A 22020-nucleotide genomic window follows, 5' to 3' on the forward strand; every position below is an offset into this window, starting at 1 on the left:
GCGTGCGGCGAGCCGGGTTCACAGCCGCCGGCGGACCTCGACCCGGGTGACCGAGACCTCGATCCACGGTCCGGGAGGACGGGCCCCCAGCGCCTCCCGCGCGGCCTGCTCCACCACCAGGCGCGCGACCTCGGCGGCCCGCGCGGTGACCACCGCCGCGACCGCCACCGCCGAGGCGGTGGCCAGCGACCCCGCGGCCGTGCGGCGGACCAGCGCCGGGAGCAGGGACCGCACCGCCGCCGGCACCGTCCTGCGGTCCGGCACCCTGCTCCCGTCCGCCCGGTACACGTCGCTGGGCTCGACCGGCTGCTGGTCGGTCACGGCGCCATCCCCTCCGTCCGGTCCCCGCCCCGTCGCGGCGACGGGACACCTCCCGATCCCGGGAACGGTTCCCTACCCTCGGGACGTGGGCAACATCGGCAAGGAAGTGCGCCGCATCGAGGTCCTGCCCGTGCCCGAGCCGGCACCCGAGCCGGCCGTGCCGGACCGTCCCCAGCCGCAGCCGGCGTCTCCCGCGGAGTAGCCGCGGTGGACCCCCAGGGTGGCTTCGAGCCGCAGGTGGGTCAGATCAGGGCGCTGCGCACCTTCCGCATCGACCCGGACGGCGTGCTGTACCCGCTCTTCTCGAACCACCCCTGGCACGACGGCGCCAACACCGCGCGCTGCCTGCAGGACCGCCCGCCGCACCCGAGCCCCGACCCGGACTGCACGTGCGGCTTCTACGCCTTCGGCCGGGAGCAGTGGGCCCGCGAGCACCCGCGCAGCCGCCACGTCCTCGCGGTGGTCTCCTGCTGGGGACGCGTCGTCGCGGGGACCCGGGGCCTGCGGGCCGAGCACTGCCGGATCGAGGCCCTGTGGCTGTCGGCCGCCGTCCCGGCGGAGCTCGTCGAGCGCGTCCGCCGCAACCACCCCACGGTGGCGGTGCACCGGGACCGGTCCCGCATGCTGGCCGCGCACCCGCCGACCGAGCTGGACTGCTACGAGCCGCCGGCCGCGGGGACCGGCCGGTCGGCCGGACGCCTGTGGTGGTCGGCCGCGGTCGCCGCGGCCGCGCTCGGCGTCCTCCCCGCCCCCTGGCTGGGCGGCTCCGGCAGCGCCGCGCTGCTGTCCGTCGTGCTGGGGACGGCCTTCGGGCTGGCGGCGCTGCCCCTCGCGCGGTCGGGGGCGGACGTCGGCTGGTCCGGCCGGCGCCTGCTCTGCCTGGGGACCTCGCTGTGGCTCCTCGCCGGCTTCCTGGGCGTCATCGGTCTGGTGTTCGTGCGGCTGCCGCTGCTGCAGGTCGCGGCGGTCGCCGGGCTCCAGCACGCCTGCCTGCTCGCCGAGGGCCGCCGCATCCCGGCCGACGTCCCCGCACCGCGCCACGACGAGGCGCCCTGACCGCCGGCGCCGGTCGCCAGGTGACGGCGGGGACCGGCCGCCCGCAGACTCGGGGCATCATCGGCCGTCCGACCCGAAGCCCCGAGGAGCCTGGGATGACCACCTCGATCGAGCAGCCCCCGGCCGGCGTGCCGGACGCGACGGCGGCCCGCGCCGCCGACCACCTGTGGATGCACTTCGCCCGCCAGGGCCGCCACCCGGAGATCCCGGTCCCGGTGGTCACCCGCGGCGAGGGCGCCCACATCTGGGACAACCGGGGCCGGAAGATCCTCGACGGCCTGTCCGGGCTGTTCGTCGTCCAGGTCGGGCACGGGCGCCGGGAACTGGCCGAGGCGGCCGCGAGGCAGGCCGCCGAGCTGGCCTACTTCCCGGTGTGGGGCTACACCACGCCGGTGCAGGCCGAGCTGGCCGAGCGGCTCGCGCACCTGGCGCCCGGCGACCTCAACCGCGTCTTCTTCACCAGCGGTGGGGGAGAGGCGGTGGAGTCGGCGTGGAAGGCCGCCAAGCAGTACTTCAAGCTCATCGGCAAGCCGGGCAAGCACAAGGTGATCAGCCGCGCGGTGGCCTACCACGGCACCCCGCACGGCGCGCTGGCCATCACCGGGCTGCCGGCCATGAAGAAGGACTTCGAGCCGCTGGCCCCCGGCGGCTTCCGGGTGCCCAACACCAACCTCTACCGCCACCCGGAGTTCGCCGAGGACCCGAAGGCCTTCGGCCGCTGGGCCGCCGACCGGATCGAGGAGGCGATCCTGTTCGAGGGCGCCGACACCGTCGCCGCGGTGTTCCTCGAGCCGGTGCAGAACTCCGGCGGCTGCCTGACCCCGCCCCCCGGCTACTTCGACCGGGTCCGCGAGATCTGCGACGAGCACGACGTGCTCCTGGTCTCCGACGAGGTCATCTGCGCCTTCGGCCGGCACGGGACGACGTTCGCCTGCGAGAAGTTCGGCTACACGCCCGACCTGATCACCTGCGCCAAGGGGATGAGCTCCGGCTACGGCCCGATCGGCGCGATGATCGCCTCGGAGCGGGTGGTCGAGCCGTTCCTGCGCCCCGGTGTCGCGTTCCCGCACGGCTACACCTTCGGCGGCCACCCCGTGTCCGCCGCGGTGTCCCTGGCCAACCTCGACCTCATGGAGCGCGAGGGGCTCAACCAGCGGGTGCTGGACAACGAGGCGGCGCTCGGCGCCACCCTGCGCAAGCTGCTGGACCTGCCGATCGTCGGCGACGTCCGCGGCGACGGGTACTTCTGGGCCGTCGAGCTGGTCAAGGACAAGGCCACCCGGCAGACCTTCGACGCCGCCGAGCGGGACCGCCTCGTGCGCGGCTTCCTGCCCGGGGCGCTGTTCGACAACGGCCTGTACTGCCGCCCCGACGACCGCGGCGACGTCGTCGTCCAGATCGCCCCGCCGCTCATCTGCGGCCAGGCGGAGTTCGACGTGATCGAGCAGGTCCTGCGGCACACGCTGACCGAGGCCCAGCAGCTCGTGTGACGCGGTGACCGCCCGGCTCCCCGAACCGGTAGGTGGAGGGCGCGCCCAGCGCGGCCGGGATGTCGCGGGAGTCCTCGCTGGCCGACGACCGGCCGCCCGGGGCGGCCCGCTCGCCGAAGTCGGCGAACGCGGCGGCCACCCGCTCGGTGACGGCGGGGTCGTCGTCGGTCAGCGGGAACCGGTCGAACAGCGCGAACTCCGGCTCCCGCGGGCAGCCCGACGCCTGGCACTCGGCCCGGACGATCCGCTCGACGGCGGTCCGGCCCCGCTGCAGGGCCCCGCGCCGAGGGTGCGAGGCGTGGGGGGCAGCGGGGTCCTGTCACGGGGATGACGTTGCTCGTGGTCCCGGGCTCGAAGAGCGCGACCAGCGTCCCCGTCCAGTGCTGCCTGCCCTCGGCGAGCAGCTGCGCGGCCCCGGCCAGGCGGGCCACGTGCGCGTCGTGGGCGCAGGCGTGCATCACCGGCACCTCGTCGCCGTCGGCGTCGGGAGCCGTGATCCGGCTGGCGCAGGGCAGCCCGGTCGCCTCGCGCACCGGGAGGGCGTCCATGTCGGCCCGCAGCAGCACCGTCGCGCCGTCGCCGGTGCGCAGGGCGCCCACCACCCCGGTGCCGCCCACGCCCTCGTGCACCTCGAACCCGGCGTCCCGCAGCCGGGCGGCCGCCGGCCTCGCGGTCCGGGTTCCCTGGTGGGAGAGCTCCGGGTGCCGGTGGAGGTCCCGGGTGGAGCTCCTCCCGCCACGGCCGCGTCCGCGCCAGGCCGGCGAGGACGGACGACACGGCGCTCATGGCCTCTCCTGTCCGCGGACGACGGTCGGGCAGCTCCCGTCCCAGCGTGCGCGCAGGCCGCGGTCCGCGCCCTCGTGCCGGGTGCCCCGTGCCGGGTGCCGGTGGGCAGCGGTGGGTAGCCGCGGGGCCGGGACCGGGGACGACACCCCGGACGGTCACCGGGGCCCGCCCCGGGAGGAGGAGGCGCGATGACGCAGCAGGGGCACGCCGTCCGCGAGGTGGTGGTCGGGGTCGACGGGTCCGACGAGGCCCGCCGGGCCCTGACGTGGGCACTGTGCGAGGCCCGGCTGCGCGGGACGGCGGTGCGGGCGGTCACCGTGTGGGTGGGGCATCGGCCGCCGGACGACGCGGACGGCGCGGACCGCTCCGGATCCGTGGCCCGGTTCGAGGCCGACGCCGTGGCCGGGATGCGTGCCGACGCCGACGCGGCGGCCCGGGCCACGGGGACCACGGCGGTCCCGGTCGTCCCCGAGGTCCGGTACGGCCACCCCGCGAGGACGCTCATCGAGGTGGCCGGCGCCGACGGGCTGCTGGTCGTCGGCTCCCGCGGGCTGGGCGGCCTGCACGGCCGGCTGGTGGGGTCGGTCGGCCAGCAGTGCGCCCAGTACGCCGACGGCCCGGTCGTCGTCGTCCGCGGCGACTCCCCGGCGGCCGGGGCCGACGCGGGCGGGCGGGTCGTGGTGGGGGTGGACGGCTCGGCGGACTCGGTGACCGCGGCGCGGTTCGCCGCGGCCGAGGCCCGGCTGCGCGGCGCGCAGCTGCACGTGGTCCACGGCTGGATCGACACCGTGTCCGGCTACGGCGGACCGCTGTGGGCCGTGCCGGACACCACCCTGCAGGAGGAGGCCGGGGCGACGCTGCAGCAGAGCCTGCGGGCCGCCGGACTCGACCGGCCCGGCGACCTGCGGGTGCGGGCGGAGGCGGTCCAGGGCGTCGAGCTCGACGTCCTGGTCGACGTCGCCGGGGGAGCCGACCTGCTGGTGGTGGGCTCACGCGGCCGGTCCGGGTGGGCCGGCCTGCTGCTGGGCTCGGTCGGTCTGCACTGCGTCACCGCCGCTCCGTGTCCGGTCGCCGTGGTGCGGTGACCGCCGAGCGGCCGGGAGCGGCCGGGGCGTCCGCGGCCGGCGTCCGGACGGCGGCGAGCACGGCGCACGCGGCGACGACCCCCAGGTAGACCCCGTAGGGGAGCAGCACGGAGTCCACCCGCACGGGCCACGCCAGCGGCAGGCCCGGTCCCGTCGCCACGTCGCGGACGAAGTGCAGCAGCACGCCGACGCACAGCCCGGTCGCCGGGGTGCGCAGCCGCCGGCTCGCCACCGCGACCGCGGCCAGCGCGAGGACCGGGACCAGCGAGTGGGTGACCGGGCGCCCCTCGGGCGTGCTGGCCAGCGCTCCCCACAGGTACAGCGGCACGTGGTCGACGTCGATGGCGACCGCGCCGGCGAGGACCCACGGCAGCGGCGACCGGGCCCGCAGCTCGGGCACCGCCCACAGGACCAGCCAGGCGGTGAGCAGGTGCGCCGGCTCGTCGAGGACGCCCACGACGGCCAGCGACCACCACCGCGACGACGCGACGAGGTCCAGCACCGCGATCACCGAGAGGGCCGCCAGCGGGGCCAGCACCCGGCCGGGCACGGCAGGAGGGGAGATCCGCACCGCCGCATCCTCCCCGAGGCCGCGGACCGCACCGCGCGGACGGATCGGTCCGCACCGACTTCCGGAACCGCCGTGGTAACCGGCGACCTCGTGCGTCACCTCTCCTGTGGATCGATCAGCGTGGCCCGGGGGCGGCACCGCCGTGCTCCCCGCCGACCCGGCCGGGGAGCGGTCCGTGCACCTCGAGGAGACGCGCGACCCGCGACGCTGGGAGGCGGCCGCGCACGCGTCCGGCCAGTCCGGGACCCCCTTCCACGCCTTCGCCTGGCTGGAGCTCGCCGCCCGCATGACGCGCACCTCCGCCACGCCGCTGGTCGTCCGTGCCGGGCGCGCCGACGTCGGGGTGGTCCCGTGGCTGACCCGCCGGCGCGGCCCCGTCACCACGGTCAACTGGCTGCCCTTCCCCTACGTCGGGCCGCTCGTCGCACCGGCGCACCTCCCGGGGCTGCTGCGCGCCCTGCGGGCCCGGGCGCGGAGCAGCCGGGCGGTGCTCGCCCAGTTCGGCTTCCCGCCGTCGGCCGGGGTGGCGGTCGATACCGCGCGGGGTGCGGGGTTCCGCGTGCGGGAGGACGCCACCTACGTCGTCGACACCTCGGCCGGCGTCGACCGGCTGTGGGCCGCCCTGGACGGGCGGGCCCGCACCAAGGTCCGCCGGGCCGAGCGGGCCGGCGTCGTCCTCACCCCGGCCCGGGGTCGGGAGCGGGTCCTGCGCCGGGTGGTGGACGAGGCCTTCGCGGCGCGCGGCCTCACCTCCGGCTACACCGGCGACTTCCCGCTCACGGTGGCCGACCTCGAGTCCACGGGGCTGGCGGTGCGGTGGACGGTCGCGCGGCTGGGGGACGACGAGGTCGGCAGCCTGGTCACCCTCGGCTGGGGGACGACCGGTGTGGTGTGGCAGGGCGGGGTGCTGCGGGCGCACCGGCCGACGCACGCCAACACCCTGCTGTACTGGGACGGCATCCGGTGGGCCGGCGAGCGCGGTCTGCGCACCCTGGACCTGGTCGGGGTCCCGGACGAGGGCATCGGCCGCTTCAAGAGCCAGTTCGGTGGCGTCCGGCGCACCCACCCGGTGCTGCAGCGCAGTGCCCCCGGTTGGCCGGTCCTGCAGCGCCTCGCCGCCCGGGTGAGCACCGTCCGGGTGGCCGCCGCCCGGAGGACCGCCGGCGGACGGCCGACGGGGGACCCGTGCTCCTCGTGACCACCGTGCGGGCCAGGGGTCACCGCTTCCGGTCGCGGGTGTCCGAGGCCGCCGCGCGGTCCGGTCGGGCAGCCGCGCTCGGCACGGCGGTGTCCCTGTCCGTGGGCGGCGTCCGGCGGGCGGGCGCCCACCTCCTCGAGACGGCGGTCGACGTGCGGATGGGGGTGAGCACCCGCGGCCCGGTCGAGAACGGGCCGGTGCTGCGCGCGTCGGCCTGCGGGGACGGCCATCCCCACCGGGCGGTGCCGGTCCGGAAGTCCCGCCGGATCCTGGCGACGGCACCGGTCGTGCCGGCGGACTCGACGTTCCTGGACCTCGGCACGGGTCGCGGGCGGGCGCTCCTGCTCGCCGCCGAGGCGGGCGTCCGCGCCGTCGTCGTCCCCGACGGCCCCCTGCTGGTGTTCGTCGACAACTCCTCCGGCCCCCGGACGCTGCGCCGGGTGCTCGACCGACTCGAGGACTCCTCCTGCACCGACCCGCGACCGCTGCTGCTCGCCTACCACGACCCCGTCCACGCCGGTGTGGTCGAGGAGCGCCCCGCCCTCGTCCCGACGGCGAGGGGGCGGGACTGGGCGCTGTCCTCCGTCGCGCGGCCGGGCCCCGGGTCCCGGACGGCGGAGGACGCCTGATGCTCGACCAGTCGCAGGCCGGGTGTGCGGCCCGGCGTGCACCGCTGCTCACCACCAGGCCGCCCGCGCCGGCGCGACCGCCGTCGGCCTACGCGGTCGAGGTGCACACTCGCCGCGACGTCGACGCCCTCCTGCCCGGGTGGCGGGACCTGCACCGACGGGCCGGGGCCTGGTCGCCGTTCAGCGACCCGGACGCCCAGCTGGCCTGGTGCGACCTGTTCGTCCCCGCCGGGCGGGAGCGGATCGTCGCGGTGCGCCGCACCGCCACCGGCGACCTGGTCGCCGTCGTCCCCCTGTTCGAGGTGGCGGTGCGGGCGCCGGGCCTGACCGTGCGCACGCTGCAGGCCTTCGGCGCCCTCCACGAGCCCCTGCTGCACGAGCTGCCCGAGGTGCTCGTCGACCCGGCGTGCGCGCGGCCGGCGCTCGCCGCCGTCGTCGGCTGGCTGGCCCGGTCCCGCGACTGGGACTGGGTCGAGCTCCCGCTGCGCCAGGACCAGGGGTGGTTCGAGTCGCGCTGGGCCACCGACGCCGGCCTGCACGGGGCGATCGTGGTGCACAAGGACGTGGTGCCGACCGTCGTCCTCCCCCTGCCCTCCTCGGGGGAGCCGCCCGCGCTGAAGCGGAACCTGCGCGAGAGCCTGCGGCGCAGCCGCAACCGCATCGACCGGCTGCCGGGCGAGTGCACTCTCGACCGCGTCGACCCCGGCGACCCGCGCTGGGAGCAGGCGCTCGACGACCTGCGCCGGCTGCACGCCGCCCGGGCGCGCATGGGCGGCGTGGTCGCCCACGACGACGTCTTCGCCGGCACCTCCCAGACCGCCCTGCTGCAGGCGCTGGCCGGCAGCGGCGCGCGGACCCGGCCGCGCATCCACCGCCTCGTGCACGACGGCACCGCGGTGGCGGCCCTGCTCACCCTCGACGCCGTCGACCGCACGTGGCTGGCCGTCTCGGGGGTGACCCCGGCGCACTGGGCGCTGGGCGCGGTGACCCTCCTGCAGTGGGAGGCCGTGCAGGAGGCCGTCCGCGCCGGGCGCCGGGCCGTCTGCTTCCCGACCGGGGTGGACACGGCCAAGCTGCGGTGGAGCGAGGACGTCCGGCTCAGCCACGTCTTCGTCCTCGTCGGCCCCCGCCGCCGCTCCCGCCTGTGGTTCCGCGCGTACTGGCTGGCCCGCGGCCTGCAGTCGATCCGTTCCCACGAGCGCCGGGCCGCCGTCCGGCCCGTCCCGCAGGGGGGTGCATGAGTCAGCGGGTGTGTGTGGTGGGACCGGGGTTCCGCTTCCTCGGCGGGGTGTCGGTCTACACGTGCACGCTGGTCCGGGCCCTGCGCGAGGACTTCCCGGTCTCCGCGCTGCTCATCCGGCGGCTGCTGCCGCGCCGGCTCTACCCGGGCGCGGCGCGGGTCGGCGACCGGCTGACCAGCCTCGACTACGCGGGCGTGCCGCACTTCGACGGGATCGACTGGTTCTGGGGCCGCAGTCTCGTGCAGGCCCTCGGCTTCCTCCGCCGGCAGCGCCCGGAGGTGCTCGTCCTGCAGTGGTGGACCGCCGCGGTCGGGCACACCTACCTGCTGCTGGCCCTCCTGGCCCGGCTGCGCGGGGTGCCGGTGCTCCTGGAGGTGCACGAGGTGCAGGACCCGGGGGAGGCCGGCACGGCCGGGCTGCTCAGCCGCTACGGGCGGCTGGTGCTGCGCCTCCTGCTCGGCCTGGCCTCCGGCGTGCTGCTGCACCACGGGCGCGACCGGGAGGCGCTCGAGGACGCCGGCCTCGACCTGTCGGGCACCCGCACGGCCGTGGCGCCGCACGGGCCCTACGACCACCTGGCGGCCGTCGTCCCGTCGGAGCCCCCGGAGCTGGCCGGGGACCCGCTGTCGGCCCAGCTCGCCGACGGCAGCTGCCGCGACGTCCTCTTCTTCGGCCTCATCCGCCCCTACAAGGGGCTGGAGGACCTGGTCGAGGCGTTCGGTGCGCTGCCGCGCGCCGTGGCCGAGCGGCTGGTGCTCACGATCGTCGGGGAGACCTGGGAGGGCTGGGAGGAGCCGCTGCGGCGGCTGCGCGACTGCCCGCACCGCGACCGGGCGCGCGTGGTCAACCGCTACGTCAGCGACGCCGAGGCCGCCGCCGTCTTCGCCGGGGCCGACGTCCTCGTGCTGCCCTACCGCCGCGCGTCCTCCAGCGGCCCCCTGCACATCGCCCTCGCCCAGGGCCTGGAGGTCGTGGTCTACGACGTGCCGGCGCTGCGGGCGGTCACCGCCGGGCAGGAGAGCGTGCGGGTCGTGCCGGCCGGGGACGTGGCGGCGCTGTCGGCCGCGCTGGAGCGGGTGGCCGGGCAGGAGCGGCGCAGGTTCGAGCCGGCGGGGGACTGGCGGCGCACGGTCGAGGCCTACCGGGAGCTGCTCGCATGACGCTGCTGGTCTCCCGCCCGTCGCGGCAGGCGCCCGCCCCGGCGCCGGCCCGGTCGCCCGCCGGCGCGCCGGCCCGGCCGGTCGTCCCGCTCGCGCTGGGCTGGCTGGTCGCCGCGGCCGAGGTGCTCGTCGTCGCCGCCAGCTACCGGGTCGCGGCGGACGGCGGCTCGCCGCGCCTCTACTACGGCGTCTTCTGGATGGGCACTCTGGTGATGGTCGCGCCGTTCGCGGCCGTCCTGCTCTCCGCGGGGGCCTCGGCCCGGGCGCGGACCGCCGCGGTCGTGTCCTTCGGCCTGGTCACCTACGTGCCCAAGTTCCTGCGCAACCCGTACGGCCCGGCCTACCACGACGAGCCGCCGCACTTCCGGGCCGTCGAGGACCTGCTGCGCTCCCGGGAGCTCTACCGGCAGAACCCGCTCATCCAGATCATCGGCGACTTCCCCGGGCTGCACGTCGTCACCGCGACGGTCAAGGGGCTGACCGGCCTGTCGGTGTGGGGCGCGGCCACCGTCGTCCTGCTGACCGCGCACGTGGCCGCGGTCGTCGCGGTCCTCGCCCTCGGCCGGCTGCTCCTGCCCGACCCGCGCGCCGCGGGCCTGGCGGCGGTCGTCTACGGGCTCAACCCGAGCTACGTGTACTTCGACACCCAGTTCTCCTACGAGTCGCTGGCGGTCTGCTTCTTCCTCTGGGTGCTCACCCTCACCGTCGGCGCCGCCGCGACGACGGGGTCGGCGCGGGCGCTGCGGCTCGCCGGCGCCGTCGTCCTCACCCTCGCCTGCGTCCCCACCCACCACCTGACCACGCTGGTGCTCGTCGTCGTGACCGCGGTCGTGCTGGCCACGCACACCCTGTTCCGGCGGCTGGACCCGGCCGCGCGCGGCCGGTGGCGGCCCTGGGCGCTGGTCCTGGTCACCGCGACGGCCGGCTTCACGCTCTGGGTGCTCACCGTCGCCGACACCACCTGGTCCTACCTCGCGCCCTACGCGGAGAAGGCGTTCGGCAGCCTGTCGCAGCACGCCACCGGCCAGGAGAGCCGGCGCACCCTCTTCGCCGGCAGCGTCCAGCCGCTCTACGAACGACTCCTCGGCATGGCCGCGCCCCTGCTGCTGGTGGCCGTGTTCCTCGCCGTCCTGTGGCGCACCCGGCTGCTCGCCGGCTGGGCGCACCGCCGGACGGCGCTCGGCCTGACCGCGGTGGGCGGCCTGTACTTCGCCTCGCTGCCGCTGCTGTTCACCCCCGAGGGCTACGAGGGCACCCGGCGCAGCTGGGCCTTCACCTACGTCGGGGTCGCCGTCGTCGTCGCCGCGGCGCTGGCGCTGCTGCTGTGGCGCAGCGCCCGCCGGCGGTGGGCGACGGCGGCGGTCGCGGTCCTCCTGGCCGCCGTCCTGGTCGGCAACACCGGCGCGGGGCCCAACGACGCCTACCGGTTCCCCGGCCCCTACGAGCTGGGCTCGGCCCCCCGCTCGATCACCCCGGAGCTCCTCGACCTGTCCGAGGAGTTCGGCCGCCGCTACCCCGGTGCCCGCACGGTGTCCGACCGCTACACCAACCAGGCGCTGGTGGGCTTCGGCGGCGCGGTCAGCGCCCAGGCCGGCCCCGGCTTCCGCGTGTGGGACCTGTTCTTCGAGGCCGGCACCCCCGACCCCTACCTGGTGCACGAGCTGGACACCAGCGACTTCGCCTACGTGGTCGTCGACGAGCGGCTGTCCCGGTACGTCCCGGCCGAGGGCACCTACTTCTCCCGGGAGGGTGAGCCGACCGTCCCGGGCGACGAGCCCTACGACCCCGCCGCCCGGCAGTCGCAGGTGCCGCAGGAGGCGCTCGACCGGTTCGAGACCGCGCCGTGGGCCACCAAGGTGCTCGCGACGACCAACTACTCGGTGTACCGGCTGGACTTCGCCTCCGTCAGCACCCCGCAGTGCGACCGGCCCGGCTGCGAGGTGGCCGGGCCGTGACCGCCGACCTGCAGACCCCGCCCCGGGCCGGCTCCGCGCCCGGCGTCCTCTCGCTGGTCCTCACGCTGTGCCTGCTGCTCGCCGTCGGCGCCACCGCGCTGGGCCTCCCGGCCGTCGTCCGGACACCCCTGGCGCTGCCCGGTGTGCTGCTGGCGCCCGGGTACGCCTGGCTGGCGCTGGCGCGCTGGCGCACCGGGCAGCCGGCCCGCACGGCGACGGCGCTGGCGCTCGCCCTGGTGCTGAGCCTGGGTCTGCTGCCGCCGGTGGGCGTCGCCGTCGGGGCGCCGGGCCTGCCGGTGTCCCCCGTCACCGTGGGAGCCGGGCTGCTCCTCCTGACCCTGCCGCCGACCGGGTGGGTGCTGCTCGCCGCGCCCACGCACCCCGCCGCGCGGGTCGCGGTCCCGCCGCGGGCGTCGTGGCGGCCGGCCGCCCGGCGACTGCTGCCGACGGCGCTGGCCCTGGCCGTGTTCGCCGGCGCGGTGGCCTGGGCCGCCTCCTGGCAGGAGCGGCCCGACAGCGGCCCGTACACCGAGCTGGCCTACGTGGGGGAGCTGGCCCACCTCACCGGCCCGGTCGACGTCCGGCCGGGCGAGCAGGTCCCCCTGCCGGTGCGGCTCGCGCGCAGCGACGGGCAGCCGTGGACGGGCCTGGTGACCGTCTCCGTCGACGGCCGCCCCCAGGACGCGCGGACCGTGCGCCTCCCCGCCGGCGACGTCGTGACGCTGCAGGCCGGCGCGCCCGGCGACCCCGGGCTGCACGACGCGACCGTCAACGCCGTCGACGACCGGACCGGTGAGGAGCTCAGCCTGACGCTGCGCCTGCAGGTGAGGGAGCCGTGAGCCCGCGCTCCCGTCTCCCCGTCCCGGCGGGGGGCTGAGCCGTGCGCGTCCTGCAGGTCAGCGACGCCTTCCCGCCGGCGCTGGGCGGGCTGGAGCGCTACGTCGCCTCGCTCAGCCGGCGGCAGGCCGCCGACGGCGACGAGGTCGTCGTCGCCACCCTCGAGACGCCGGGAGCGCCGGCCGAGGAGGTGGTCGACGGCTACCGGGTGCTGCGGCTGCGCGGGCTGACCCGGCACCTGCGCCGCTTCGCCGGGGACCCCGGCCACGCCTTCCACCCCACCGTGCCCGACCCCGCGCTGGCCCGGCGGCTGCAGCGGGTCGTCGACGAGCTGCGCCCCGACGTCGTGCACGCGCACGGCTGGATGCTGGAGTCGGCCGTGGTGCTGCGCCGGCCGCCGACCACCGCCCTGGTGGCCACGCTGCACGAGTACGGCGCGGCCTGCGCCCGCAAGACCTACACGCAGACCCGGACCGGGTGCCCCACCGGGCCGCGGCTGGGACGCTGCGTCGCCTGCTCCCGGGAGGTGTACGGCCTGCCGAAGGCCGCCCTGCTCAGCGCCGGGCTGCGGGCCGTGCGGCCGCTGCACCGCCGGGTCGACCGGTGGATCGCCATCAGCGGGCCGGTGGCGCGCGCCAACGCGCCGGGCCTGGGCGGCGGCGCCGGCCGCGTCGACGTCGTCCCCACCTTCGTCGACGACGGCGTCGCCGACCGGGCGCGCACCCCGCTGGCCCTCCGCGTCCCGGACGAGCCGTTCCTGCTCTTCGTCGGCGCCCTCGGCCCGCACAAGGGGATCGACGTGCTGCTCGAGGCGCGGGAGCTCATGCGCCGGCCCGCGCCGCTGGTCGTCCTCGGCACGCCACGGGCCGACACCCCCGACCTCGACCGGCCGGGGGTCGTCGTGCACACCGACGTGCCGCACGAGCAGGTCATGGCGGCCTGGGCCGCCGCGGCCGTCGGCGTCGTGCCCTCGGTGTGGCCCGAGCCGTTCGGGCAGGTCGCCGTCGAGTGCCTGGCCGCCGGCACCCCGGCCGTCGTGTCGGCCACCGGCGGCCTGGGGGAGATCGTCCGTGACGGCGTCGAGGGGCTGCTCGTCCCGCCGGCCGACCCGCGCGCGCTCGCCGCCGCCCTCGACCGGCTGCTCGGCGACGACGTGCTGCGGGCCCGGCTGGCCGCCGCCGCGCCGGCCCGCGCGCGGGAGTACGAGCTGGGCCGCGTGCTGCCGGCGATCCGGCGCAGCTACGAGCGGGCGCTGGCCGCCCGGACGGGAGACGGACGTGGGTGAACGGCTGCGGATCGGCCTGGTGGTCCCGCGCTACCTGCCGCACCTGGGCGGCATCGAGAACCACGTCGCGGCGCTCGCGGTGCGGCTGGCCGACCGCGGGCACGCGGTCACCGTGGCCACCCAGCGCGAGGCCGACGCCGCCCTGCCCGCGCGGGAGGTGGACGCGCACGGGGTGGTCGTGCGCCGCTTCCCCTCGGCCGGGCGGCTGCGGGGGCAGGGGCTCTCCCCGGCGCTGTGGGCGTGGGTGCGCCGCGGGGCCGACCGCGCGCAGGTCGTGCACCTGCACAACCTGCACGCCCTGACCACGCTGCCCGCCCTCGCGGCGGCCCGCCCCCCGGTGGTGCTCACCCCGCACCACCTCGGCCCCGGCGAGGGGTGGGCCGAGGAGCTGCTGCACCGCGGCCACGCCGCCGCCGCGCGGCGGGTGCTGCCGAAGGTGGGCCGGATCGTGTGCACCACCCCGTCGGAGGCGGCGTCCTTCGCCCGGCACCTCGGCGCCGGGGAGCGCTGCGTCGTCGTCCCCAACGGGGTCGACGCCGCGGCGATCCGCGCCGCCTCCCCGGTGCCGGCCGGCGGCGGCCGGCTGGTCGTCGTCGCCGGGCGCCTCGAGGAGTACAAGCAGCCGCACCGGGTGCTCGAGGCCCTGCCGCTGCTGGCCGGGCACCGGCTGGCCGTCGCGGGCGCCGGCCCGCTCGAGCCGGTGCTGCGCCGGCGTGCCGGGGAGCTGGGCGTGGCCGACCGGGTGCGGTTCTGCGGCCGGCTGTCCCCGGCCGAGCTCTACCGCTGGTACCGGGCCGCCGACGTCGTGGTGTCGCTGAGCCGGCGGGAGTGCTTCGGGCTCACCGTCGCCGAGGGGCTGGCCGCCGGTGCCGCCGTCGTCGCCAGCGACATCGGCCCGCACCGGGACGTCGTCGCGCTGGCCGGGGTCCCCGACGCCGGGCTGGTCCCGGTCGACGCGCCGCCGGACCGGGTCGCCGCGGCGGTGGCCGCCGCCCGGCGCCCGCCGGCACCGGTCCGGCTGCCCGACTGGGACGACGTCACCGACGCGACCGAGGCCTGCTACGAGCAGCTCCTCGCCGTGTCCGGCTGAGCCACCGGCCGGCCCCACGGCCGGGAGGGACCGACGCCCGGCGGACCGCGCCGGGACGAGCGACGACGCCGGGGGACCCTGGCAGGGAGCGAGACCGTGCACCCCTGGCTGCGCCGTGCCACCCGGCACCTGACCCGAGCCGCCCTCGACCTGGCCAACGCCGCCGTGCCCAAGCGGCAGCAGCTCCTGCTCAACCTCTACCCCGACACCGACGCCTCCCTCCCGCCGCTGCTCGCGGCCTGCCGGGACACGCAGGGGCCGGTCGTCGTCCTGCTCACCGACCCCACCAACGCCGTGGCCGCCCGGGTGCGCGAGGCGCTCGGCGCGCGGGTCCGGGTCCACCGCCGCGGGTCGCTGCCGGCGGCCTGGCAGTACCTGCGGTCCGCGTCGGTGGTCTTCACCCACCCGGTCCACGACACCGCCCGGCTCTCGCCCCGGCAGACGCTGGTCGACGTCTGGCACGGGATGCCGATCAAGGCGATCGGCCGCCTCGACGGGTCCGCGGACACGGTCCCGGCCGACTGGACGCTGGCCTCCTCGGACTTCTACCGCCCGATCATGGCCGAGGCCCTCGGCGTCCCGCCGGAGAGCGTGGTGGCCCTCAACTCACCGCGCATCGAGCACCTGTGCCACCGGCACGAGGACGTGTGGGACCGGCTGGGCATCGACCGCCGCGCCCACGACCGGGTGCTGGTGTGGATGCCCACGTTCCGGGGCCGGGAGCCCGAGCGCGGCGGCAGCGGCGTGCAGAGCGCCCGCCTGCTGTCCGCGGACGGCGCCGCCCGGCTGGCCGCGCTCCTCGAGCGGCGCCGGTGCCTGCTGGTGCTGCGGCGGCACCCCTACGAGGCCCGGGCCGCCCCCGTGCCGGTCCCGGGGGTCCTCGAGCTCACCGACGCCGTCCTCGAGGCGGCGGGGGTCGGCGTGTACGAGGTCCTCGCCGAGGCCGACGGCCTGGTCACCGACGTCTCCTCGGTCTGGCTGGACCACCTGCTGCTCGACCGCCCGGTCGTCATCTGGTTCCCCGACGTCGGGGAGTACACCGCCGACCGGCCGCTGCTGCTCGAGCCCTACGGGTCCTGGACGCCCGGGCCGGTGCTGGTCGAGGAGGCCGACCTGCTGGCCGCCCTCGACGCCGTCGCCGCCGGCGAGGACCCGCACCGGGTGCGGCGGCGGGAGGTGCGGCAGCTGCTCATGGGCGAGGCGTGGGAGGGCGTGTCCGCGCGGGTCCTCGCCCTGGCCGGGGTCCACCGCCGCCTGCCGCCCGGGTGCTGAGGGGCGCCCGGCCCGCCGCGGTCAGCGGGGGATCGAGCGGATCCGCTCGATCGTCGCCGTCGTCGAGACCGACGGCGTCCGGGGCAGGTAGCGCACCTCGCAGACGTCGCCCAGGTGGTCGAACCGGCCGCGCCAGTCGTCGCCCATGACCAGCACGTCGGCCTGGGCCACCTCCAGGTAGCGGCGCTTGTCCTCCAGCGACTCCTCGAGGAAGCTCCCGTCCACGCACCGCAGGCCGTCGACGATCCGGCGCCGCTCGTGCTCCGGGTAGACGGGGGCGCGGCCCTTCTTGGCCTGGTTGAGCCGGTCGGTCGAGACCCCGACCACCAGGCTCGCGCCGTGGGCCCGGGCCCGTTCCAGGATCGACAGGTGCCCGACGTGGAAGACGTCGAACGTCCCGAACGTCACCACCCGGGGGTGCGCCAGCGGCGCGGTCACCCGCTCGATCGCCCGCTGCGTCGCCGTCACCGTCATGTGCCGTTCCTCCTGTCCTCCGGGGGTCATCCGCCCGTCACCTTCCACGACACCCGCGAGAAGGTCACCGAGCCGGTGTTCGCGCTGCTGCGCAGGTGCAGCTGGACGGCCTCGGCGCCGGCCGGCGGGGACCCGGTTCCGATCAGCCACTGCCAGCTCGGCCGCCCCGTCGCCAGCGGGGGGCTGCTGGTGTTGGCCAGCCAGTGCCCGTCGCCGTCGAACCAGCTCAGGGTCACGTCGTTGTCGCCCGTCGCGTCGGTGCCCCGCGCCTGCACGCTCACGGTCCACCGCTGTCCGGGCTCGACCGGCTGCGCGGGCACGGTGAACCACGACGTGACGCCGTCGGCCTGCGCCCGGGTACCGGAGAAGACCAGCGCGTTGTCCCCGGAGACGCCCTGCCCGCGCGCGATCCGCGCCGAGCCGGTCGGCTTCCACGGCGTCCAGCCGGCCGCGGCGTCGCCGTCGCCCACCAGCAGGGTGAAGCGGCCGTTGAACGGCTGGGCGTCCAGCGTGCCGGCGAAGGCCGCGGACACTACGTCCAGCGCCGGCTTCGGGGTGCCGTCGGTGCGCAGCAGCCCGAAGCCGACCTCGGCGTCGGGCAGCTGCTCGGGCACCCCGCCGCGCCGGAAGTCGTAGAGGGTCCACGGCGCCACGGGCGCCAGGCCGGCCGCGCGGGCTGCGTTCTGCACGACCCGGTACCAGGCGGCCTGGTCGGCCTCGTCCTGCGCGCGCCCGGGGGAACCCGGCCCCTCCGGGCGGCTGGACAGGCCGGCCTCACCGACCACCAGCGGCGTCGGGGCGACGGCCACTGCGGCCCGGCGGAACGCGCCGTGGGCCAGCCCGGGGTCGCCGTAGTAGTGCAGGCTGAACAGGTCCGGCGGCGCGTCGGCCAGCGCCCGCCGCAGGGTGGTGAGCCCGTCGACGCCGAGCCGGCCGCTGGTGGAGACGGTGACCGGGGTCGCCGGCAGCAGGTCGTGCAGCAGCGAGACCTGGTCGCGCGCCCAGGCCGTGACCTGCGGGTCGGACGGGTCGATCTCGTTGCGGACCTCCACCAGCGCGATCCGCTCGTCCTCGGCCGACCCGGACAGCAGCGACGTCGTCCAGGTGCGGCTGCCGGCCAGGTCGGCCCAGTCGCTCCAGGAGTCGAACAGGGTCAGCTGCACCCGCAGGCCGTGCCGCGCGGCGATCCGCAGGGCGTCCTCCAGCCGCTCGCGCATCTGCGGCCGCACCACCGGGAAGCCGAACGCGGACGGGAAGACGATCAGCCGCACCGTCGTCGCGCCGGTGCCGGCGACCCGGCGCAGGTCGCGGTCGAGGGTCGACGCCGACCACTCGGTCCACATGCGCTCCCACGGGGAGCCGGAGGGGTAGTAGTTCACCAGCCGCAGCGACGCGGCCAGGCGGGTGGCGTTCTCCTGCCGCACGCCGGCCTCCAGCGACAGCCCGGCCGGGCCCAGGGGCAGGCTCGGCGCGTGCCGCTGCTCGGCGGCGTGCCGCTCGACCCGCGAGGTGTCCGCCCGCTCGCCGAGGGCTCCCGGGAGCAGCGCGAGCAGCACGGTCACCGCGGCCACCAGGGCCAGCGCCGGCGCCGGGCGCGGTCGCACGGGGACCCGCACGGGCCCTGGCGCGACCGGGAGGACGGCGGCTCCGGCGCTCACCGCAGCGCCCCGGCGGCGGCCGGAGAGGTCGTGCCGCGGGCCACCGGGTGGCCCACGATCCGGTCGCGGGCGGCCGCTTCCCAAAGGGGAGGGGCGCTCCTACGGTCCTGCAGGTCCCCGTGCGCGGGGACGGTCCACCAGGCCGTGCACCGCCCCGCCGGGCACCCCGATCGCCGGGGCCGGCGAGGGAGGGGTGACCACGGCGCCCACCGCAGTACCGCACCCCCCGGAGTCTCGCCATGACCCAGCCGACCTCCACCCCGCCGCCCGCCCCGACCCCCGGGGAGGCGATCCGTCTCTCCGTCGTCATGCCCGTGCTCAACGAGCAGCGCACGCTGCGCCTGGCCCTCAACCGGCTCCTGCACACCGAGCTCCCGTGCCCGCTGGAGGTGATCGTCGTCGACGACGGCAGCACCGACGGCACCTGGGACGTGCTCACCCAGTTCCAGCCCGAGCACGGCGAGGTCGTCCTCCGCCGGCACGAGCACAACCGCGGCAAGGGAGCCGCGGTGCTCACCGGTCTCGACGTCGCCACCGGCACGCACGGGCTGGTCTTCGACGCCGACCTCGAGTACGACCCCGAGGACATCCGCCGGATGCTGCAGCCGGTGATCGAGGGCCGGGCCTCCACGGTCTACGGCACCCGGCTCTTCGGCCGCGACACCGTCTACCAGTCCTTCTGGTTCGCCCTGGGCAACCGGGCGACGACGCTGGCCGCCAACGTGCTCTACGACGCGGCGATCAGCGATCTGCACACCTGCCTGAAGCTGCTGCCCCTGCCGCTGCTGCGCAGCCTGGACCTCGACGAGCAGGGCTTCGGCCTGGACACCCAGATCACCGCCCGCATGCTGCTCAGCGGCGTCCGGCCCTACGAGGTGCCGATCAGCTACAACAGCCGCACCCGCGAGGAGGGCAAGAAGATCGGCTGGCGGCACGGCGTCGAGTCGATCGCCATCCTGCGGCGGGAGCGGGCCGCCGCGCGCCGCGGGCCGGCCTGGGTCCGGATCAGCCGCGACGTCGCCCGCTTCCAGCGGGGCCAGGACGTCGAGCGGCTGATCGCCACGGAGGAGGCGCGCATCGCCGCCCGCCTGCTCGTGCGGCTGGCCGCGGCCGACCCCCGGATCGCTCCCGGGGCCCGCGCCTCCGCCTGACCGGGCGACGGCCCCGGGTGCACGCCCGTGTGCACCCGGGGCCGCCTCCAGCGGTCCCGGCGGCGGGGGCAGGGCCGCCGGGACCTGCGCCGCCGGGGTCCTGGGGGAGGGGACACCGGCGCACGCGGACCGAGAGACGTCGAGGGACGGAGGAGTCACCATCGAGACGCCCGGAGGGGGTCTGAGATCTCGCTCAGCACACCCAGGAGACGTGCGGGAGGGCCGGTTACCACGGCACTGCCGGGTTCCCTCGGAGGAGCCGGCCGGTGCCGCCTCAGCAGTACGGCGCGGCGGCCTCGTACAGGTCGCGCAGCCGCATCGGGTAGGGGTGCCGCAGCTCGTAGGCGGGAACGCCGGCGAAGGCGCGGGTGAGCACCCGCAGCTCCCGCTCCCGCGCCGTCTCCAGGAGTGGGTTGACGCGGTCGGGGAAGGCGTAGCGGAACTCCTGGTAGGCGGTGGTCAGCGCCGCCCGCTCGAAGGCCTGCGAGCTCACCATGCGCCGCGCCACCTCGGCCGGGTCCAGCGGCGTCACGGTGGTGCCGCCGTCCCGGCCGACGACGGGCAGCAGGACCCGGTCGAGCGGGGCGCGGCCCTGCCACACACGGCTGCCGAACAGCACCGCCGGGTCGATCGGCCCGACACCCTGCGGGCGCCACGCGCCGTCCGTGGCCAGCCGGCGCAGCGCGCGCACCGGCCGGGCACGCGAGCGGTCCAGCCCCGGGACGGCGCGGTAGAGCCGCCGGTACCCCCGCCAGGCCCGCAGCCGGGCCCGCTGCCGGGGCCGGATCCGCGCCCAGTACGCCGGCAGCTGGCGCAGGTGCCAGTCCCAGACGCGCGCGATGCCCGAGCAGCCGTAGAGGCCCGCCGGGTCCCCGCCGACGATCGTCCACTCGTCGGACACGTAGTCGGCGCCGGCCGCGGCGAAGGGCAGCAGGGTCTCGGTCTTGCCGCCCTTCTGCCACCCGGTGACCAGGACGCCCCGGGTGCCGTGCACGAACGACGCCGCGTGCAGCAGCACGTGGTCGCGGCGCAGCAGGTGCAGGCCGAGGACCGGGATCAGCAGCGGGACCCGGTCGACGCCCCGCTCGCACACGATCTCGTCGCGCCGGCCCAGCCGGTCGACGTCGATCCGCGTCCGGCGTCCGTCGGGGTCGAGCAGGTAGAAGTGCTCGTCGTCGAAGCCGGTCCGCTGCAGGCCCAGCAGGCGCAGCGACCCGGCGACGGGCAGCTCGTCGGTGAACCGGACGGTGACGTCCGGCGTCCCCTCCGGCGGGCCGGCCGGTGCGCCGAGCTCGGCGACCAGCGCCTCCCGCACCCGCCGCGGGGCGCCGTGCAGCCGGACCCGGACGAGGCCGTGCACGTCGTGGTCGGTGACGTCGGTGACGTCGGTGACGTCGGTGTGGGCGGTGTCGGTGTCGGTGGCGGGGTGGTCGGTGGCGGGGTGGTCGGTCATCGGCTCCGGTCCGTTCGTCGTCGGGCACGGGGGGAGGGCCGGGCGTGATCACCCGGCTCCGGTCCTCGGTGGCGCGGCTGTGGTCGGTGGGCCTCTACCGGAACAGCTTCCTGATCCTGGCCACGCAGGCCGTCACGTCCGCGGTCGGCTACCTGTTCTGGGCGCTGTCGGCGCGGGACGCCGGTCCCGCGGCGACCGGCCTCGGCGGCAGCCTGCTCAGCGCGGTGAGCGCGACCCACCTGGTGACCGCCACGGGGGTCGTGGTGGGCACCATCCGGCTGCTCGCCGAGGCCTCCGACGCCCGGGCGCGGCGGGCGGAGGCGGTGCGGGCCGGCGTCGCCACCGCCGTGCTGTCGCTGGTCGGGGGGCTGCTGCTGGTCACCGCCGTCCCCCGGCTGGTGGGCTCCCTGGCGCCGGCGGCCGAGCCGTGGCTGGCCGCCGCCCTCGTCGTCTCGGTGGTGGCCACCAGCACCGGACTGGCGCTGGACGCGGTGTCGCTGGCCGTCGGCCGGACGCGCATCATGCTCGTGCGCGGCGCCGTGGCCGGCCTGGCGCGGCTGCTGGTCTTCCTGCTGCCCGGCGCGACCTCGCTGCACGACCTGATGTGGTCCTACGCCCTGGCGACGGTGGTGGCCGACCTGCTCGCCCTGGCCCTGCTGCGCCCCCGGGAGGCCCTGCGGCACGTGCCGCGGGCGCTGCCCGACGTGTGGGGCAGGCGCCGGTACTTCCTCGGGCACCACCTCACCGCTCTCGGCGGCGCCGGCGCGGTGTACCTGCTGCCGGTCGTCGTGCTGACCCGGCTGGGGCCGGTCGAGGCGGGCTACTTCTACCCGACCTGGCTGCTGGGCAGCCTGTTCTTCACGATCAGCCCGGCGGTGGCGAACGCCTACCTGGCCCGGACGACGCCGCCGGGGGAGCCGCTGGGTGCCCAGGTGCGGCAGGCGGTCGTGCTGATCGGCGTCCTGCTGGTCCTGCCGCTGCTCGTGGTCGCCCTCGCCCCGGACCTCCTGCTGGGCGCCCTCGGCCCCGGCTACGCCGAGCGGGGGCGGGTGCTGCTGTGGGTGCTGGCCGCCTCCGCGCTGCCGGACGCGGTCACCAACGTCGCCGTGGCGGCGCTGCGCATCCGGCGGCGGCTGGGCACGGCGGCGGCCCTCAACACGGGCATGTCCGTGCTGGCGCTGGCCTCGGCGTTCCCGCTGCTGGCGGCGCTGGGCATCGCCGGCGGCGGGGTGGCCTGGCTGCTGGCGCAGACCGCCGGTGCCCTCGCCGTCCCGGTCCTGCTCCGCTCGCGGGAGCGGGGGTGAGCGG

Annotated in this window: 19 protein-coding genes and 1 pseudogene; 14 read left to right on the forward strand and 6 right to left on the reverse strand. The window is 77.2% G+C overall.

What is annotated here, in order from left to right; all coding sequences use genetic code 11:
- Positions 1-18: 18 nt before the first annotated feature.
- Positions 19-321 (reverse strand): hypothetical protein, encoded by a 303-nt coding sequence (locus tag ACU616_RS16945; protein WP_446759598.1) that lies wholly within the window; start codon positions 319-321, stop codon positions 19-21.
- A 207-nt stretch (positions 322-528) separates the two neighbouring features.
- Between ACU616_RS16945 and ACU616_RS16950 the strand changes: the two genes are divergently transcribed.
- Both ACU616_RS16950 and ACU616_RS16955 read left to right on the forward strand, forming a co-directional pair.
- Positions 529-1377, forward strand: coding sequence for a hypothetical protein (locus ACU616_RS16950; RefSeq protein WP_446759599.1), 849 nt, complete (start codon positions 529-531; stop codon positions 1375-1377).
- Between the two features lie 95 nt (positions 1378-1472).
- Positions 1473-2867 carry an aspartate aminotransferase family protein gene (locus tag ACU616_RS16955; RefSeq protein WP_446759600.1) on the forward strand — a complete coding sequence of 465 codons (1395 nt, stop codon included), beginning with the start codon at positions 1473-1475 and terminating at the stop codon, positions 2865-2867.
- A 407-nt stretch (positions 2868-3274) separates the two neighbouring features.
- Here ACU616_RS16955 and ACU616_RS16960 read toward each other — a convergent pair.
- Positions 3275-3415 (reverse strand): annotated as a pseudogene (locus tag ACU616_RS16960) (amidohydrolase); the annotation flags it as partial.
- Between the two features lie 426 nt (positions 3416-3841).
- Here ACU616_RS16960 and ACU616_RS16965 point away from each other — a divergent pair.
- Positions 3842-4738 carry a universal stress protein gene (locus ACU616_RS16965; RefSeq protein ID WP_446759601.1) on the forward strand — a complete coding sequence of 299 codons (897 nt, stop codon included), beginning with the start codon at positions 3842-3844 and terminating at the stop codon, positions 4736-4738.
- On the opposite strand, the gene ACU616_RS16970 is transcribed toward ACU616_RS16965, so the two are convergent.
- Positions 4701-5309 carry a metal-dependent hydrolase gene (locus ACU616_RS16970; RefSeq protein WP_446759602.1) on the reverse strand — a complete coding sequence of 203 codons (609 nt, stop codon included), beginning with the start codon at positions 5307-5309 and terminating at the stop codon, positions 4701-4703. The genes ACU616_RS16965 and ACU616_RS16970 overlap by 38 nt on opposite strands.
- A gap of 175 nt (positions 5310-5484) precedes the next feature.
- Here ACU616_RS16970 and ACU616_RS16975 point away from each other — a divergent pair, with 175 nt between their 5' ends.
- The 9 genes from ACU616_RS16975 to ACU616_RS17015 all read left to right on the forward strand — a co-directional run bounded on the left by ACU616_RS16975 (position 5485) and on the right by ACU616_RS17015 (position 15976).
- Positions 5485-6507 (forward strand): GNAT family N-acetyltransferase, encoded by a 1023-nt coding sequence (locus ACU616_RS16975; protein WP_446759603.1) that lies wholly within the window; start codon positions 5485-5487, stop codon positions 6505-6507.
- A complete protein-coding gene (locus ACU616_RS16980) occupies positions 6504-7136 on the forward strand; it encodes a hypothetical protein (protein ID WP_446759604.1) in 633 nt (210 codons plus the stop codon). Before ACU616_RS16975 ends, ACU616_RS16980 begins: the two co-directional genes overlap by 4 nt.
- Positions 7136-8377, forward strand: a complete 1242-nt coding sequence (locus tag ACU616_RS16985) for a GNAT family N-acetyltransferase (RefSeq protein WP_446759605.1) — start codon at positions 7136-7138, stop codon at positions 8375-8377. Before ACU616_RS16980 ends, ACU616_RS16985 begins: the two co-directional genes overlap by 1 nt.
- A gap of 17 nt (positions 8378-8394) precedes the next feature.
- Complete coding sequence (locus tag ACU616_RS16990; RefSeq protein WP_446759606.1) at positions 8395-9537, forward strand: glycosyltransferase; 1143 nt, start codon at positions 8395-8397, stop codon at positions 9535-9537.
- Positions 9534-11492, forward strand: a complete 1959-nt coding sequence (locus ACU616_RS16995; RefSeq protein ID WP_446759607.1) for a hypothetical protein — start codon at positions 9534-9536, stop codon at positions 11490-11492. The genes ACU616_RS16990 and ACU616_RS16995 overlap by 4 nt, the downstream gene beginning before the upstream one ends.
- Positions 11489-12331 carry a hypothetical protein gene (locus ACU616_RS17000; protein ID WP_446759608.1) on the forward strand — a complete coding sequence of 281 codons (843 nt, stop codon included), beginning with the start codon at positions 11489-11491 and terminating at the stop codon, positions 12329-12331. The genes ACU616_RS16995 and ACU616_RS17000 overlap by 4 nt, the downstream gene beginning before the upstream one ends.
- 41 nt (positions 12332-12372) lie before the next feature.
- Positions 12373-13614, forward strand: a complete 1242-nt coding sequence (locus ACU616_RS17005; protein WP_446759609.1) for a glycosyltransferase family 4 protein — start codon at positions 12373-12375, stop codon at positions 13612-13614.
- Complete coding sequence (locus ACU616_RS17010) at positions 13607-14704, forward strand: glycosyltransferase family 4 protein (protein WP_446759610.1); 1098 nt, start codon at positions 13607-13609, stop codon at positions 14702-14704. The genes ACU616_RS17005 and ACU616_RS17010 overlap by 8 nt, the downstream gene beginning before the upstream one ends.
- A 96-nt stretch (positions 14705-14800) precedes the next feature.
- Positions 14801-15976 carry a CDP-glycerol glycerophosphotransferase family protein gene (locus tag ACU616_RS17015; RefSeq protein WP_446759611.1) on the forward strand — a complete coding sequence of 392 codons (1176 nt, stop codon included), beginning with the start codon at positions 14801-14803 and terminating at the stop codon, positions 15974-15976.
- Between the two features lie 21 nt (positions 15977-15997).
- Here the strand turns inward: ACU616_RS17015 and ACU616_RS17020 are convergent, their stop codons facing one another.
- Positions 15998-16480 carry an adenylyltransferase/cytidyltransferase family protein gene (locus tag ACU616_RS17020; RefSeq protein ID WP_446759612.1) on the reverse strand — a complete coding sequence of 161 codons (483 nt, stop codon included), beginning with the start codon at positions 16478-16480 and terminating at the stop codon, positions 15998-16000.
- Positions 16477-18054 (reverse strand): hypothetical protein, encoded by a 1578-nt coding sequence (locus tag ACU616_RS17025; protein ID WP_446759613.1) that lies wholly within the window; start codon positions 18052-18054, stop codon positions 16477-16479. The genes ACU616_RS17020 and ACU616_RS17025 overlap by 4 nt, the downstream gene beginning before the upstream one ends.
- Before the next feature lie 293 nt (positions 18055-18347).
- On the opposite strand from ACU616_RS17025, the gene ACU616_RS17030 reads away from it, so the two are divergent.
- A complete protein-coding gene (locus ACU616_RS17030) occupies positions 18348-19259 on the forward strand; it encodes a glycosyltransferase family 2 protein (RefSeq protein ID WP_446759614.1) in 912 nt (303 codons plus the stop codon).
- Between the two features lie 274 nt (positions 19260-19533).
- Here ACU616_RS17030 and ACU616_RS17035 read toward each other — a convergent pair whose 3' ends face one another.
- Positions 19534-20712, reverse strand: coding sequence for a hypothetical protein (locus ACU616_RS17035; protein ID WP_446759615.1), 1179 nt, complete (start codon positions 20710-20712; stop codon positions 19534-19536).
- Positions 20713-20756: 44 nt separating this feature from the next.
- On the opposite strand from ACU616_RS17035, the gene ACU616_RS17040 reads away from it, so the two are divergent.
- Positions 20757-22016: a hypothetical protein gene (locus ACU616_RS17040; protein ID WP_446759616.1), complete on the forward strand. Its 1260-nt coding sequence runs from the start codon at positions 20757-20759 to the stop codon at positions 22014-22016.
- Positions 22017-22020 lie beyond the last annotated feature (4 nt).

The organism is Geodermatophilus sp. URMC 62, from assembly GCF_052931475.1.